This is a genomic window from Paenibacillus tritici, assembly GCF_018207515.1.
Lineage (GTDB): Bacteria > Bacillota > Bacilli > Paenibacillales > Paenibacillaceae > Paenibacillus_AQ > Paenibacillus_AQ tritici.
This window is the reverse complement of the sequence record NZ_CP073365.1, coordinates 3,275,966-3,290,435: the sequence shown is the minus strand read 5'-3', so window position 1 is coordinate 3,290,435 and position 14,470 is coordinate 3,275,966. Positions and strand designations below refer to the sequence as shown.

Sequence of the window (14,470 nt, the reverse complement as noted above, 5' to 3'; positions counted from 1 at the left end):
GGTGTCGGTTCTGCCGGTCAGAACATCAGAGACTCTGCATACTTCTCGCCTTCCAGCAGGTCATATTCGATCAGACGATAGTCATTCAGCAGCTCCTGCTGGTCCGGTGTCAGCTCCTGCAGAACTCCGCTGTTGCCCGGCCCGATCAGCACCTTCTTGCTCAGTCCGGGAATTTCAGCCCGCACCTGCTCCAGCAGCTTGTAATAGGCCGGCAAGCTCTGGCCGGATAATCGGAAGACGGCAGGACCCAGGAAGGCCGGACTCAGGGTACCCAGCGGCTCCTTGCCAATCTCAAAATTAGCCAGAATCAATAATTGTGTCTCATGCTTCAGCCTTGGCTTCTGATCCCAGCCTGCTTCGGTATAGATACCGGCGGTCAGTGCCGGCAGATGATCCCCCCAGAATACTGCAATGGTAGGCCGCTCGAGCTTGAGCAGCTCCTGCTGCATGTAAGCCAGTGCCTCGTCCGTCAGCTTCGTATCCTGCACATAGGTCTCAAGCTCATCCTTTTGTTCCGGCCGTCCGCCCTCGACGGTGATTGTGTTCGGTCCGTTCATCCCTTTGGTGAATGGAAAATGATTCTGCATCGTCACCAGATGCAGGAATGTCGGTGCGGATGCGTCCTTAAGCTGCCGGACCGCCTCCTGTACAGCGGCCTTGTCCGAGATGTACCCTCCCGGAGTAAGACGGGCGGCATCCGGCAGATCCTTCTCACTGGTGAAGCTGTCGAAGCCCAGCAACGGGTAGACGCGGTTGCGGTTATAGAAGGTCTCATCGAACGGATGCACCGCCCGTGCCTGATACCCTCTCTCCTTCAGAATGCTGACGATTGACGGCAGAGAAGACATTTTGACAATGCGCTGTTGATAAGGAATGGTTCCGTCTCCCAGGAAGTACATCGACAGCCCGGTCAAGGCCTCGAATTCAACATTCGCCGTATTGCCCCCGAATTCCGGGGACAGCAAATACCCTGACGGAGTCTGCTCCGCCGCCCCATGGATGAATTTCAGCGGATCTTCGCTTAACGTATACCCGGGCAGACGCGTAGGATCAAAGAACGCCTCGTTCATCATGAACAGAATGTTCGGCTGTTCTTCAGGGCTGGCCTGCACCGGCGTATCCGGCAATGCCGAGTACTTGGCCGCCACCGCTTCAACCGCCTCGCGGCTGTACCCCTCCGGCTTCTCCATCAGACTCTGCCGCAAATTCCCGGCAAAGGCATACACAAACCCGTTCTGCGTATAATTAACCTTCTGATTCCAGAAGATGTTCTGATAATTCATAGCCGCAACAACAGGGGAATGGCCGGTGACCAGCACCAGGAATCCTGCGCTGCAAGCCACGGATATCCCGCCCAGCGTTAATCGCAGCGGTAGTCTGATTCTATTCTTGGGCAGCTTGAAGATCACAACTGCCAGCCCGGCAATCAGCACAGCTGCGGCCACGATAGCAGCCGGCGAGATGATGCCGCTGGTGATTTTGCTCATCTCACCGGCATTCCTCAGCAGCATCAGATCCCACGGAAACAGCGGTTCCCCCCTCGCAGCAAGCTTCTGCGCACTGGCAATGCCCAGCAGCAGGAACACTGCCCCGGTAACCGCCGGCCCCGCATATGTATTGGGCAGCAGCACTGAACTTAAGAGCAGAATGAAGAAAATGAACAAGCTTCCTGTACCATACAGCCATGGATACGAGCCAACCCACTCCAGGGCCCGGGGCAGATCCATCCGAAAAGTAGCAGCCTGAAGGAAAAAATTCAGCCCGAATCCTCCGGCCAGCAAAACAACCAGCAAATATGACAAACGTTTGGAAGGTAATATCCGCGACAAGTGCAATCACTCCTAACTCGGTTAAAGGAGTAGTATACGCCTTTAAGCTTAAAACCGCCTTAAAATTCAGTATCCAAAAAGGAACATTAGGCATCCTTGATCGCACAGCTGTCTGTCGTAGCAGGAACCCTCCGTACTTCAGCAGGTGGATAAACGTATCTTAATTTAGCCGTTTCCGACGATTTGGCGTAAGCAAGTGGAAAAACAGCATCTGCTGCTGAGGATTCCTGCCCTTTTGCGTAAATTGCGAGTAATTAAGTGCTGTTTTTCCAACTGCTCCCCCGCCAGTGGTCATTCGTACTTCAGCAAGTGGACAAAATCCATCTACTCCCCTTCCCATCGTCTCCCGTCGTCCACCCGGCTCGTGCATGAAGTAAATATAACCTTCAAGCGGGAAGAAGTACGCAATATTTGGAAAAGCACATCTCTTTTCAAAAAAAGAGAGCAGCATAAGCGCTGCTCTCCTCTTTCTTATCTATTCTCAACTCCAAGAGATAGCTTGAATTTGGTATATACACTAAGGGTGAAGTGGCGGAAGAGAAGTTTGAACTGTAGGAGCGATAGCGACCGCCTTTGTTCCCGGATTTCCACCGCGAAGAGCGGTTTAAATCAAGAAATCTGGGGACAACAGCGGCCGGAAGTCAAACATTCTCTGCAGCCACGGCTGACCCCTGAGTGGACTTTCCCGGTTCAAGCTATATCCCCCTACTTCACATACAACCGGCTACTCTCCTCCCAATACTCCCCGGGCTCCAGACCGAACAGGCCGATGTCCTCTGCAGGAAGATCTACCTTCGGTGCGTTCACCAGGTTGATCTGCGGCTCCGGACAGAAGAAGCCTTCTGTTGCGCCATTGTTCCAGATCATCCACTGTTTGTAAGAGGTGCCCACATCGTATACCAGTGTAACTCCGGCTTTGCGGTCGGTAAGCTCCATCCGGTTCCGTCCGTTCTGGGCGGCTGCGGTGTAGTGGTTGTCCATCGGCGCATAGAACGGATACACTCCTTCGCCGCGCAAGGCCACTTCATCGGCAGTCAGCTCCTGGAATTTGCCGGTCGGCAGCATCCGGTCGTCGCTCAGCTCCCAACGCTCACCGATCGTTACTTTGACGCGGTAATCCTGCGCTGTGCTTCCGGGTGCGAAGGGTGCATTAATGGCAGTATGGAACGCCAGCAGACAAGGCATCAGCACTTCGCCGTCATTATGAACCAGCAATTGCTGGGACAGACCGGCTTCGCTCAGCGTATAGCGCAGCTTGACGGTATATTTGAACGGCAGATATTGATAAGAAGGATGATTCTCATCCACCTTGATCGCTACGGTGACGAAGCTTTCGCTTGTACCGCTGCCGAATTCTTCTACCTCCCATGCTGCTGTATGTAAGAAACCGTGCAGATGGTTGCCTGTCTTGGCCTCATTAACCGGCAAGTGGTAGGTTTGTCCGTTCCACGGGAATTCCCCGTCTTCGTAGCGGTTCGGCGGGAACAACACAGGAATGCCGTGAATGCCGGGGTTAGCCTTGAACGCTTCCATCTCCTCCGCACCTGGCTCATGCAGGAAACGGTAACCGCTCTCAGTATCACGGAAGCAGATCAGATTCCCGCCGATGCCCGGCAGAACCGCAGCCTCATAACGTCCGGCCTTCAGCCAGATGGCGGCTTCTCCCTCATAGTGCCCTTCAAATGCAGTAATTGAACTCATTACTCTAATCCCCTTCCATATATTCATTATGACTCTCTCATAGATAGAGTACCACATCTGCCGGAATGGCAACATGTCATTTTTACAGCTGCTCCACTTCCACACTCATCACATGCTCGATTTTCTTCACATCATAATAGATTTCCGTAGCATAATCCTTGTCTGGAGCAGAGATGACCATGTCAATCAGTTGTCTTCCGTCGTCGAGATCCTTGATCTTCATCCGCCGGATCGTCCGACCGGTTTTGCGGGTTTTACGCTGGTCGGTGATGATATGGCGCTGCTCAATCTTTTGTATCACATCGGTCAGAATGTAATTCGGCTCCATGATAATCTTGATGGATATCTCATGTTTGTTCAGCACCTCTGGCCCGATGGCTCTAATAAGCAGGGGTACAGCATTTACCGCGAACATCAGCAGTATAACCGCATAACCTGCCTCCACATAAAAGCCTGCGCCGACCGCAATCCCGATCCCGGATGCCGTCCAGATCAGTGCGGCCGAGGTTAAGCCGGAGATCGCATCTCCGCCCCTGCGCAGAATAACACCCGCCCCCAGGAATCCGATGCCGCTGACAATCTGGGCCGCCAGACGCATCGGGTCCATATTGGGATGATCCGTTCCGCCGAATTTGTCGTAGGCATGAATTGATACAAGCGTAACCAGACAGCTTGCGATGCTGATGACCATACTGGTCCGGATTCCCAGCGGTTTCTGCTTCAATTGCCGGTCAATGCCGATGAACAGCCCGAACAGCATGGCCACAAGCAGCTTCACAATCGACTCCGTGTGCAGATCAATAGTAAAATCCATATGATGATTCCTCCTTCCTCTTGGCACATAGAATCAGTATACCTGAAAACCGCTGCAAACTTTACTGAAATTTCCCGCAAGCAGCCATAGTAAAGAAACGGACGGCTGTCCCGTTAACCGGATACCAGGCCGTACTTCCCTGGTCCGGCAAAGGAACATCGTCCGCTTCTGAGAAGACTTCACTCATTCTAGGATATGAGCAACCTATGATATATAGAAGAATCAGCCATGCAGGAGTGATTCCGCCCCATCACAGTAGATTTCCGTGCCGGAGATATGATCCGAATCCGCAGAAGCCAGGAACAGCGCCAGCTTGCCCACCTGATCAGGGCGTCCCGGACCTTTCTCCAGCGGCTGCCCGCCATCCGGGAATTCCACGGCAATCTGTACCTCCTTGAGGTCCTCAGAAGGATAGGTGTTGTCATCAATATTAGTGGTGATGGCTCCCGGACAGATGGCATTTACGCGGATTTTGTACTGGGCCAGCTCCAGGGCTGCCATTTTCATAAAAGCTACCTGGCCAGCCTTCGTAGTACTGTAGGCGGAAAAACCGATATTCGAGAATACCCGGTTGCCGTTAATGGAGCTGTTAATCAGGATACTGCCGCCTCTCTCCTTAAGATGGGGAATGGCATATTTGACGGTGGCGAACGTCCCGCGCAGATTAATATGAATCGTCTGATCCCAGGACTCGATATCCATTGTCTCGATCGGTGTCATTGCACCGTTAATTCCGGCATTGGCGAACACAATATCGAGCTGCCCCCACTTGGCGACAACCTGCTTCACAGCATCCTCTACCTGCTGCGGCTCGGCGATATCACATTCAAACACAGCGGCTTGCCCGCCTTCCTGCTCAACCTGGCGTGCCACCTTCTCGGCATTCTCCACCGTCCGGTCCAGAAGCGCCACCTTGGCTCCATTTCTCGCGAACTCGAGTACCGAAGCCCGGCCAATGCCCGAGCCGCCTCCTGTAACGATAGCTACTTTACCTTCCAGTTTCTTAGGGGTCATCTGTGCATTCTCCTCCTTGGATTCATGGTAGTTCAAGTTTAAATTCTCTCCTTAAACTTTACCTCCCATTCCGCAAAATGAATCGGACAATGACACCTGAACGCCAAAAAGGCTTGAGCTGCTGTCCTCATAACAGACAGCGCTCAAGCCTTCGTTATCCTAACATCATCCGGTCATCTGCCAGCTTATGCCCGCTGATGGCTTCGAATTCGCCAAGCAGCCGCTCTACCGTCAGATCCTTCTTGCGCGTCTCATCGAAATCGAGAATGATCGACCCCTTGTCCATCATAATGAGACGGTTGCCCAGCCGGATAGCCTGGTCCATATTATGTGTAACCATCAGCGTAGTCAGCTTCATCTCACGGACAATGGATTCCGTAAGCGTAGTGATCAGTTCGGCCCGGGAAGGGTCCAGCGCGGCCGTATGCTCATCCAGCAGCAGAATCTGCGGCCGGGTGAAGGTCGCCATCAGCAGGCTGAGCGCCTGCCGCTCTCCTCCCGAGAGCAGCCCCACCTTGGCCCGCAGCCGGTTCTCCAGGCCGATGCCCAGGCGGCTGAGCTGTTCACGGAACAGCTTGCGTCTGGCTGCATTGACACCGAAGGATAACCCGCGGGACTGGCCCCGCTTGTAGGCCATAGCCAGGTTCTCCTCAATCGTCATATGCGGCGCCGTGCCGGCCATCGGGTCCTGGAAGACCCGGCCGATCCAGCGTGCGCGCTGGTACTCTGCCAGATTGCTGATCGAGTTGCCCTCGATGCGCGCTTGTCCGAGATCGGGCTTCATCACGCCTGAGATGATATTCATCAGTGTAGACTTACCGGCACCGTTGCTGCCGATAATCGTTATGAAATCTCCGGTGCGCAGCTCCAGGTCTATCCCCAGCAGAGCGATCTTCTCATCGGGTGAGCCGGGGTTGAACAGCTTGGATACATTATCAAGCTTCAGCATGGGCGGCGCCTCCTTTCTTGCTGCGCTGTGCCAGTTCAGCAAGCTCTGCGGTCCGTCTGCGGGCCATGCTCTTCTGCTTCATGATCCGCTGAATGGACGGGAAGACGAGAGCAATAATAACGATAATAGCTGTAATCAGCTTCAGATCGGAAGCCTTGAGCCATGTCACCCGCAGCGCCAGGGCCACCACAATCCGGTACACGATCGAGCCGAGCAGCACGGCCAGTGTCGCCCGGAAGACGTTCTTCGCACCGAAGATTGCCTCACCGATAATTACCGACGCGAGTCCGATGACAATCATCCCGATCCCCATTGAGGCATCGGCGAAGGTAGAATACTGGGCGATCAATGCACCTGAGAGCGCCACCAGCCCGTTCGACAGGCTGATGCCCAGAATGGTTGTTGTATCCGTGTTCACTCCGAAGCTGCGGATCATCCGCGAGTTGTCGCCGGTGGCCCGTAGGGCCAGTCCCAGATCGGTGCGCAGGAACAGATCCATCAGGATTTTGATTAGCACGACGATAAAAGGCATAACCAGCAGCGGATTCATGGAGCTGAACAATGTGTCATCTCCCATCAAGGAGACATTCGGCTTCACCAGAATCCGCAGATTGATCGAATACAGGGCAATCATCATCAGAATCCCGGACAGCAGGCCGTTGATTTTACCTTTGGTATGGAGCAGCCCGGTACACATCCCTGCGGCCATTCCGCCAAGCAGCGCACAGATAGTCGCCAGGAATGGAGGGTAACCGTTGGTAATCATCACAGCGGCAATCGCTCCGCCTGTAGTGAAGCTTCCGTCCACCGTCAGATCCGGGAAATCAAGAATCCGGAAAGTAATATATACGCCGAGTGCCATAAAAGCATACAGCAGGCCCATTTCCAGGGCGCCCATTAATGAATTATACATCGTGACTTCCTCCCTCAAACGGCAAAGGGCGCCCGCTTTGGATACGCCCCGTGATCATGTCTATCTTTATTGAATAATGTTATTCGCAGGATCTGCCACTTCAGCCTTCATCGCATCCGTGACTTCAATTCCCTGTGCTGCTGCCGCCTTGAGGTTAAGAATGAGGTCGAGCTTCTCCTGCATGGTTACCTTCATGTCGCCTGGGCTTTTGCCGTTCTTCAGCACTTCCACCGCCATTTCGCCAACCTGATAGCCATGATCATAGTATTTGAAGCCTACGGTTGCAAAAGCGCCTTTCTCCACGGTATCACGGTCTGCGGAGAAGAACGGAAGCTTATTGTCATTCGCGGTCTGAATGATGGTGTCCACACCGCTGACTACGGAGTTATCGAGCGTAATGTACAGGGCATCCACACGGCCTACAAGCGACTCTGCCGCCTGCTTCACTTCAGAGGTATTGGTAATCGCCGCCTTCACCAGCTCAATTCCGTGCTTGTCCAGGGCTGCCTTAGCGATATCCGCCATCACTACAGCATTGGGCTCCCCTTCATTGATCACAAGCCCCAGCTTCTTGACCTTCGGGAACTGTGCAGCAATGAAGTCCATCAGACGGTTAATCGAATCAGGATTCGTATCTGATGCACCAGAGACATTGCCTCCGGGATGCTCCAGATCACTGACAATCTTGGCATCGAGCGGGTCTGTGACTGCTGCGAACAGAATCGGCGTATCCTTGACATTCTGTACAAGCGCCTGGGCCGAAGGAGTAGCAATACCCAGCACCAGATCGTTTTTGTCACCGGCAATCTTCTGGGCCACGGACAGGTTATTGGCCTGATCGGCCTGGGCGTTCTCAAGATCCACCTTCAGGTTCTCACCCTCAACAATGCCCGCATCCTTAAGTGCCGCCAGGAATCCCTCGCGGGTGGCATCCAGCGACGGATGCTCCACATATTGAGAAATAGCGATCGTATAGGATTTACCATCTGTGGAGCCCGTATTAGCCGGGGCTTCTGTCGCAGCAGCCGGAGTATTCCCGCTTCCGGTATTCCCTGCAGTCTTATTGTTTCCGCATCCGGCAGCTACAAGCATCAAGGCCATGCTCAGGCCCAGCCAAACATTCTTTTTCTTCATCAGATAACCCCTCTTCTTGGACGGGTCAGTGCGAGAACCAGGGCTAGCGGTCCAGCATTATCGCTTTCATCTTTAAAAGCATTAAAGTGAATATCCGCACCCTTTCCACATCCACTCCCCGAATCTATTAAACATATATTATATGTAGCCTGATTTTCCGTCAATCCTTAATCCTCGCTCCATATTTTACAAAAATCGCACAATGGGTGCAGAATCCCTTCTACAGCGCACGGTTATCCTTGACATTGATTACTAAAGGCATGCTGCACATAAAAAAACCAGCCCTGCACAAACTTTAAGTAAAGTTTGAAGGAGCGTGCCATGATGCCAATGATCCATCCGCAGTCCAGCAAAATCATTCTTACTTCCGCCATTTTAGTTGCCGCCATTGCGGGAACTACAGCTTGCAGTTACACCAGTAAGGACAGCAAGCCCAAAGTTAACTCCGTCACACCGTCAGGAACCTTTGCCGGCAGTTACTACGAGAAGAACTCCTATACCGATAAAGAGGGGAAGTACTGGATTCCGCTCAAACCTGCTGCAGCCTCCATCGGGTATAGAATGAAGGATGACACTGCAAGCGGCGGGTACACCAAGCTGGGCTACAGTGATGTAATGTATATGCTGCGCCCGGATTCCAGCCAGGTCTTCTCCTTGGGACAAAAAGTCACCCTGCCCGATGTTCCGGTCCGCCGGGAAGGTCAGATCTACATTACACCCACCGCCTTGTCCAAGCTGCTGCAGACAGAGGTGGGCTGGAATCCGGGCACCGGCGAGATTAATATCGCCGCCCCGTCCGACCGTGAAGCCGCTGCGGAAGATACCAGCGCGGGGGAAGCCGCGAAGCCGCTGCGGATTCAGAGTGTGTCCAGTGTAGATACCGGCGAACTGGTCTCTTATGCCAAGAAATTCCTCGGTGTTCCCTACGACTTCGGCGCCGGTCCTTATGAGGAGACCAAGCGGTTCGACTGCTCGTCCTTTACCCGTCATGTATTCCAGAAATTCGGGATCGACCTGCCCCGGCTGGCCAAGGATCAGGATAATATCGGCAGACGGGTGTCCCGCAGCGAGCTGGAGCCCGGCGACTTGATCTTCTTCACCGTTCCCGGACGTTTCGAGACCGATGCCGTTCCCGGCCATGTAGGCATCTACCTGGGCGGCGGAAGCTTCATTCATACCTGGGGTGATCCCGGCGTGCAGATCAGCGAGCTGGACAGCGGGTACTGGAGCAATGTGATCCTGCATATGCAGCGGGTGCTGTAATCCGGGGAGAAGCCGGAATAACAAAACATGCAAGGAAGATAAGCGGCGTCTTGACAGGGCCGGGAATCCTCCTTGCATGTTTTTTGCCTGCAAGTTAACGCTGATATGCTATTGTGAGCCTACTCCCAGCTCTTTATGCGCCCGCTCAGGCGGAGCACCAGCTTCACCAGTTCCACAATGACCACGATGGACAGCGCCGCCCCGCAGACTATTCCCCACTGCAAGCCGTTCAGATGCTGAACACCGAACCATTCATTGAGCCCCGGAATGATAATCACCAGCACGAGCAGCAGCCCGGAGATCACCGAGGCCCCCAGCATATAGCGGTTGCTGAACACACCGATCTGGAACAGCGACTTCGTATTGGACCTGACGTTGAAGGCATGGGTAAGCTGTAACAGACCCAGGGTAGCGAAGGCCATCGTGACCGCAACACCCTCATCATAATGGGTATGTGCCCAGTAATAGACCATGAGCGTCAAGCCAGCCTCAAGCAGGCCTTGATAGATAATCGAAATACCGACACCACCGGCGAAGATACTGCTGCTGGATTTACGCGGCTTCTTCGACATCGCATCCTCGCTTGCCTTTTCCAGCCCCAGCGCGAGTGCAGGGAGCGTATCCGTGACCAGATTAATCCAGAGAATATGAATCGGTTCCAGAATCCGCCAGCCGATCAGCGTTGCAATGAACAAGGTGACGACCTCGCCCAGATTCGCCGACAGCAGGAACTGGATCGACTTGCGGATGTTGCTGTAGACCTTCCGGCCTTCCTCTACAGCGACTACGATGGTTGTAAAGTTATCGTCAGCCAGCACCATATCCGATACGCCCTTAGCCACATCCGTCCCGGTAATCCCCATCCCCACTCCGATATCGGCCGATTTCAGGGCAGGGGCATCATTGACACCGTCGCCGGTCATGGCCACGATCTTGCCCTTCTGCCTCCAGGCCTTGACGATCCGCACCTTATGCTCCGGGGAGACCCGGGCATACACAGAATAATCAGCCACTCTTACGGCAAAATCCTCCTCGCTGATCCCGTCCAGCTCGCGGCCGGTCAGCACCGCCTTGTCATCGTCGATGATGCCAAGCCGCCGCGCAATCGCAGCCGCCGTGTCCCGGTGGTCCCCGGTAATCATCACCGGCCGGATACCCGCCCGTCTGCAGACGGCCACAGCATCCCGGACCTCCTCGCGCGGCGGATCGATCATTCCGGTCAAGCCGACGAATATCAGCTCCCGCTCTGTCTTATCCGGCGAAGGCTCCACTGGCTGCACCGCTTCATCGCGGTAAGCAAAGGCCAATACCCGCAGCGCTTCATCCGCCAGCTTCTTGTTGCTTGCAGTGATCCGGGCGGTGTGCTCCTCCGTTAATGGAACAACCCCGCCATTCTCATAGATGTGGCTGCATCTGGCGACCAGCACATCCGGCGCGCCTTTGGTCAGCACCCGGAACTGTCCGTTATCCAGCTTATGGATGGTTGTCATCAGCTTGCGGTCTGAATCAAACGGCAGCTCACCCACACGCGGATAACGCTGCTCCAGCTCCCGCTTGTCGGTCCCGATGCTGAGTGCATAGTCAACTAACGCCGTCTCTGTGGGATCGCCAAGGATGGCTTTCCCGCTTCTTGTCCCGCCGCTTGCATCCGGCTTCTTCGCCGGAGATTCCTCTGCTGCGCCCGTGCCGTCATCAATGCTGGAATCATTGCACAGGGTCATCGCCTGCAGCAGCAGCTCACCGCCCGGGGTTTCGTTTAGCCTGGCGTCCGCGTCCACGGTCTCCCCGCCCACATACAGCTTCTCAACGGTCATCTTGTTGAGGGTCAGTGTACCCGTTTTGTCCGAGCAGATGATCTCTGTACTGCCCAGTGTCTCTACCGCCGGCAGCTTGCGGATAATCGCTTTGCGCTTAGCCATCCGCTGGACCCCCAGCGCCAGAATGATCGTCACGATGGCCGGAAGCCCTTCCGGAATGGCCGCAACTGCAAGGGAAATGGAGGTCAGCAGCATATCCAGCAGCTCCCGCCCCTCAAGCCAGCCCACGATGAAGATCACCACGCAGACACCGAGGATAATGAAGGTGAAGTATTTGCCAAGCTCATCCAGCTTTTTCTGCAAAGGAGTGACTTCGTTCTCAGCCTCCGAGATGAACCCGGCGATCCGGCCCACCTCCGTGTTCATGCCTGTAGCCGTCACCACCCCAACGCCCCGTCCATAAGTGACGCTGCTGCTCATATAAGCCATATTCGTCCGGTCCCCAATGACCAGATCTTGGCCTTCCAGCACACCCGCCTGCTTCTCCGCAGGCAGCGATTCACCGGTGAGCGCCGCCTCCTCCGTCTTCAGCGAAGCGGCCTCCAGCAGCCGGATATCCGCAGGCACTACATTTCCGGCCTCCAGCAGTACAATATCGCCGGGCACAAGCTCCTCGCTTTTGATCTCGGTTACCTGCCCGCCGCGCCTAACTCTGGCCTGGGGGGAGGACATGCTTTTGAGTGCCTCCAGCGCCTGCTCGGCCTTGTTCTCCTGGATCACACCCAGCACTGCATTCAGAATAACGACCAGCAGAATGATTACAGTATCCGTCCACTCCCCGAGAATCCCGGACAGTATGGCAGCAGCCAGCAGAATGAAGATCATCACATTCTTGAACTGCTCGATAAATTTGGCCAGCAGGGACTGGGGCTTGGCTTCCTGAAGCACATTTTTACCGTAGCGCTCCAATAGCTGTGCCGCCTGTTCCCGGGTCAGCCCTTCTTCCCGGCTCTCCAGCTGCTTCAGCACCTCGGATGCATCAAGCGTATGGAACGCCGTCTTTTCCTGACTCTTCTTTTGGGCAGAATCCGAATTCAAATCATCAGCTCCTTCAGCGGTTTATTCTGTGCAATACATCCATATATGGAGTTTTACCCAAAATTAGCAGGAGAATTCTGATAATCTATGTACATTAATCAAAATATCCGCTCGAACCCTGTGAACCGGCTCCCCTGATACGACAGATTGCCCCTGTCCCCCTCCACCATCGTAGCATAGGCCTTGGGCTTCACTTGCAGCTCCCGGCGTTGCCCGCCCTGGAATTCAAAGGTCACATAGTAGCTGGTATGGGTGCCCATATACCCCCTGCCGCCCCAGACTTCCGTCCGTTTGGCAACCACCGAGACCACTCTGGACTGAACCGGACTCGTATAATTGGTGATCCAGGTCTTGATCATCATCACTATAGTATAGGTTACATAGCCTGCAATCAGCAGAAGGACAAGCTTCAATATAAAAGGGAATGCGGAAGCCCCTCCGCCTTGGGCACTCACTGCTGCCGGATGCAGAAAACCGCTAAATACGCCATCATTATGCAAATGAACCGCTCCTTTGTTAAAATATTCATGAAAAGTTCAATTTACTAGAGAATACGCAGTGTAGCGGCTCCGGTTTCGTATTTCCGCTTTATTTTCCCTGGATTGAACAGCGCTTTAGATTTGGCCCTGCCTAGATCCTATGATATGCTTTAACTAACACAAATCCCGGTTTCCTGCTGAAAGGAGGAAATCTTAATTGAGAATCAGATATAGAAGCGCTGCACCCATGCGTTACTCCAAAACCCTGCGCCTGCTCTCCGTGGTAGGCGGAGGACTGCTCGCTGCGGTAGGTCTTGAGCTATTCCTGATGCCGCACAAGCTGCTTCCGGGCGGAATTGCCGGATTATCCGCTCTGCTGTCCCATCTAACAGAAATGCGCCTTGGCTTATTTCTGTTCCTGTTCAACCTTCCGTTTATTCTGATGTCGCGCAGACAGATTAATCTGCGCTTTGCGCTGTATACCATGGTTGGTTTGGTTGTGCTCACGGCTGGTTCGCTCGCCCTCCACCACTTTCCGGCAGCAACCAGTGAACCGCTGCCCGCCGCTATAGCCGGCGGACTGTGTCTCGGATTCGGCCTTGGCATATCCGTGCGATTCGGGGGTCTTACCGGAGGAAGCGAGAAGCAGGGAGTCCGGCTGCTGAACGGAGGACCGCCCAAATCGGCGGAAATGCCGATCATGCTGTTCAATATGCTCATCCTGCTCTATGGCGGGTCCTTATTCGGCTGGGACCAGGCGATGTACAGCATCATTGCTTACCTGCTTGCCTTTGAAGCCCTGCGGTTCTCCTTGAGGGATCTCTCGCTCACCCAGGCAGTCTGGATTACCAGCAGCAACTGTGAAGAGATTCGCCGCAAGCTTCAGCAATCACTGGACCGTGAGGTGAAGCTCGTGCGCTCCACCGGCCCGGAAGGCCAGCCCGGCACCGTCTTCTGCCTGGCGAGCAGGCTGGAGGAAGAACAGCTTGCTTCGATCGTGCACGGCTGTGACCAGGACAGCAAGATTGTGATCAACGCTGCCAGAAACCACCGGATTTCAGCGCTTTTCCGGAACAAGCCGCCCGGATGATGTCCTGTCCGTGTCCGGTTAGTCCCAGAGCCACACCAAAAAGCGTTCCCGCGAGTGACACACAGGAACGCTTTTTGGTATTACAAATCCCGGATGGAGCCATATGACCCGCCATAATCAGCGGAACATCCCCCACAACCGGATTAAGTGAAACGTATTGTTAGGATCAATCTTTTGGGCAATCACAAATTTCACAATTTGCTCTTCCTGTGCCGAAGTAAGCTTCTCATTCATAGCAGACGCCGCCTGATGCACCAGCCTGCGCACAACGGTTTTGTCCTGCAGCTCCTGTTTGGAGATACCGTTGATCATATTCTTGACGCGTTCCTTCACCGCCGGATTCTTCATCTTCAGCTTAATGCGTTCCACCAGCTGGGGACTGATTCCAAATTGCTGATAACCCAAGCACAGCACCTCCTGTCATATCCA

The 14,470-nt window shown here is 54.3% G+C and carries 14 protein-coding genes; 2 read left to right on the top strand and 12 right to left on the bottom strand.

Translation table 11 applies throughout. From position 1 onward, the window contains the following. Positions 1 to 17: 17 nt before the first annotated feature. From KDC22_RS34040 to KDC22_RS13755, 9 genes are all read right to left on the bottom strand, one after another. Positions 18 to 1,190 (bottom strand): LTA synthase family protein, encoded by a 1,173-nt coding sequence (locus KDC22_RS34040; protein WP_425517060.1) that lies wholly within the window; start codon positions 1,188 to 1,190, stop codon positions 18 to 20. 799 nt (positions 1,191 to 1,989) lie between these two features. After that, complete coding sequence (locus KDC22_RS13785; RefSeq protein ID WP_211723443.1) at positions 1,990 to 2,280, bottom strand: hypothetical protein; 291 nt, start codon at positions 2,278 to 2,280, stop codon at positions 1,990 to 1,992. Positions 2,281 to 2,534: 254 nt separating this feature from the next. Beyond that, positions 2,535 to 3,530, bottom strand: a complete 996-nt coding sequence (locus tag KDC22_RS13780; protein WP_211723442.1) for an aldose 1-epimerase — start codon at positions 3,528 to 3,530, stop codon at positions 2,535 to 2,537. A gap of 82 nt (positions 3,531 to 3,612) precedes the next feature. Next, positions 3,613 to 4,344: an MgtC/SapB family protein gene (locus KDC22_RS13775; protein WP_173126339.1), complete on the bottom strand. Its 732-nt coding sequence runs from the start codon at positions 4,342 to 4,344 to the stop codon at positions 3,613 to 3,615. A 61-nt stretch (positions 4,345 to 4,405) separates the two neighbouring features. Next, positions 4,406 to 4,531 (bottom strand): hypothetical protein, encoded by a 126-nt coding sequence (locus tag KDC22_RS33765; RefSeq protein ID WP_281425002.1) that lies wholly within the window; start codon positions 4,529 to 4,531, stop codon positions 4,406 to 4,408. 35 nt (positions 4,532 to 4,566) lie between these two features. Beyond that, on the bottom strand, positions 4,567 to 5,358 hold the full coding sequence (locus KDC22_RS13770) for an SDR family oxidoreductase (protein ID WP_211724035.1): 792 nt from the start codon (positions 5,356 to 5,358) through the stop codon (positions 4,567 to 4,569). Between the two features lie 154 nt (positions 5,359 to 5,512). After that, a complete protein-coding gene (locus KDC22_RS13765; protein WP_211723441.1) occupies positions 5,513 to 6,307 on the bottom strand; it encodes an ABC transporter ATP-binding protein in 795 nt (264 codons plus the stop codon). Then, on the bottom strand, positions 6,294 to 7,220 hold the full coding sequence (locus KDC22_RS13760; protein WP_211723440.1) for an ABC transporter permease: 927 nt from the start codon (positions 7,218 to 7,220) through the stop codon (positions 6,294 to 6,296). Before KDC22_RS13760 ends, KDC22_RS13765 begins: the two co-directional genes overlap by 14 nt. Before the next feature lie 66 nt (positions 7,221 to 7,286). After that, positions 7,287 to 8,354 (bottom strand): ABC transporter substrate-binding protein, encoded by a 1,068-nt coding sequence (locus KDC22_RS13755; RefSeq protein ID WP_173126330.1) that lies wholly within the window; start codon positions 8,352 to 8,354, stop codon positions 7,287 to 7,289. Between the two features lie 321 nt (positions 8,355 to 8,675). Between KDC22_RS13755 and KDC22_RS13750 the strand changes: the two genes are divergently transcribed. Then, entirely contained in the window at positions 8,676 to 9,617 is a 942-nt protein-coding gene (locus KDC22_RS13750) for a C40 family peptidase (protein ID WP_246553556.1), read from the top strand. A 119-nt stretch (positions 9,618 to 9,736) separates the two neighbouring features. On the opposite strand, the gene KDC22_RS13745 is transcribed toward KDC22_RS13750, so the two are convergent. Both KDC22_RS13745 and KDC22_RS13740 read right to left on the bottom strand, forming a co-directional pair. Then, complete coding sequence (locus KDC22_RS13745) at positions 9,737 to 12,472, bottom strand: calcium-translocating P-type ATPase, SERCA-type (protein WP_211723439.1); 2,736 nt, start codon at positions 12,470 to 12,472, stop codon at positions 9,737 to 9,739. A gap of 98 nt (positions 12,473 to 12,570) precedes the next feature. Further along, on the bottom strand, positions 12,571 to 12,972 hold the full coding sequence (locus KDC22_RS13740) for a DUF2500 domain-containing protein (RefSeq protein ID WP_211723438.1): 402 nt from the start codon (positions 12,970 to 12,972) through the stop codon (positions 12,571 to 12,573). Positions 12,973 to 13,168: 196 nt separating this feature from the next. Here KDC22_RS13740 and KDC22_RS13735 point away from each other — a divergent pair, with 196 nt between their 5' ends. Further along, positions 13,169 to 14,041 (top strand): YitT family protein, encoded by an 873-nt coding sequence (locus tag KDC22_RS13735; RefSeq protein WP_173126321.1) that lies wholly within the window; start codon positions 13,169 to 13,171, stop codon positions 14,039 to 14,041. 117 nt (positions 14,042 to 14,158) lie between these two features. Here KDC22_RS13735 and KDC22_RS13730 read toward each other — a convergent pair whose 3' ends face one another. Continuing rightward, on the bottom strand, positions 14,159 to 14,446 hold the full coding sequence (locus tag KDC22_RS13730; RefSeq protein WP_173126318.1) for a stage VI sporulation protein F: 288 nt from the start codon (positions 14,444 to 14,446) through the stop codon (positions 14,159 to 14,161). Positions 14,447 to 14,470 lie beyond the last annotated feature (24 nt).